Raw genomic sequence first — 1,353 nt, 5'->3', positions numbered from 1 at the left:
GCTCACCACAACGACCGCTGCCCCGCTGACCGCCTTCATCGCCTCCTTCTCCAGTCCGCAGGGGCTGTTCTGGGCGAAGCTCTCGGCAGCCTCGACCATGGCGATCGCGCCGATCCTCATCATGGGCTGGTTCAGCCAGAAGCAACTCGTTCGCGGCCTGACCTTCGGCGCGGTTAAGTAAGGAAGACGACGATGGGCAGCATCACGCTCGACAAGGTTTCGAAGTCCTTCGGGGAAGCAAAAGTCATCCCGTCGATCGATCTGGAGATCCAGGACGGGGAGTTCGTGGTCTTCGTCGGTCCCTCCGGCTGCGGCAAGTCCACCTTGTTACGCCTCATTGCCGGGCTCGAGGATGTCAGCGGCGGCCGGATACTGATCGACGGCAAGGATGTCACGGGAAATGCGCCAGCGCAGCGTGGGCTCGCCATGGTGTTCCAGTCCTATGCGCTCTATCCGCACATGAGCGTGCGCAACAACATCGCCTTTCCGCTGAAGATGGCGAAGTTCGACAAGGCCGTCATCGACCAGAAGGTCAAGGACGCCGCTGCCATCCTGAACCTGACCGATTACCTCGAGCGTCGGCCCTCGCAGCTTTCGGGCGGCCAGCGCCAGCGTGTTGCGATCGGTCGCGCCATCGTGCGCGAGCCGTCGGCCTTCCTCTTCGATGAGCCGCTCTCCAACCTTGACGCGGCGCTGCGCGGCACGATGCGGCTGGAGATCAGCGAGCTGCACAACCAGCTGAAGACGACGATGATATACGTGACGCACGACCAGATCGAAGCCATGACCATGGCGGACAAGATCGTCGTGCTGAACCGCGGCAATATCGAGCAGGTCGGTTCGCCGCTCGACCTCTACTCAAAGCCTCGCAACCTGTTTGTCGCCGGCTTCATCGGCTCCCCGCGCATGAACCTGATCGAGGGCGATTTTGCCCGGTCCAAGGGCGCTAAGACCGTCGGCATGCGTCCGGAGCACTTCGACCTGTCGCATGAGGCAGGTCTGTGGGAAGGCGTCGTCACGGTTGCCGAGCATCTCGGCTCCGACACCTTCCTGCATGTCGAGGTCCAGGGGATCGGACAGATCAACGCCCGCACCGATGGTGAATTCCAGGCCCGCCATGGCACCCGAATCTATCTGACGCCGAACGAAACGAAGCTGCATCGCTTCGACGAACAAGGGCTGGCGATCTGACGCCGGCGTGGAGTGTCCAATGACCGTCAAACTTTCCGCCGCCGTGCTTGGCGAAATTGCGCATACTGCGGCCGTGCCCGCCTATGATCCGATCATGCTGACGCCCGGCATCCTGCATTTCGGCGTCGGTAACTTTCACCGCGCGCACCAGGCCGTCTACCT

Annotated in this window: 1 protein-coding gene and 1 pseudogene; both read left to right on the top strand. The window is 62.2% G+C overall.

Annotated features, from left to right (window positions below):
- Nucleotides 1–181 (top strand): annotated as a pseudogene (locus MUU54_RS24450) (carbohydrate ABC transporter permease); the annotation flags it as partial.
- A gap of 11 nt (nt 182–192) precedes the next feature.
- Nucleotides 193–1,191 carry an ABC transporter ATP-binding protein gene (locus MUU54_RS24445; RefSeq protein WP_247246529.1) on the top strand — a complete coding sequence of 333 codons (999 nt, stop codon included), beginning with the start codon at nt 193–195 and terminating at the stop codon, nt 1,189–1,191.
- Nucleotides 1,192–1,353 lie beyond the last annotated feature (162 nt).

Origin of the sequence: Pseudorhizobium tarimense, assembly GCF_022968135.1 — a bacterium.
Taxonomy (GTDB): domain Bacteria; phylum Pseudomonadota; class Alphaproteobacteria; order Rhizobiales; family Rhizobiaceae; genus Neorhizobium; species Neorhizobium tarimense.
This window is presented reverse-complemented; position numbering and strand designations above follow the sequence as displayed.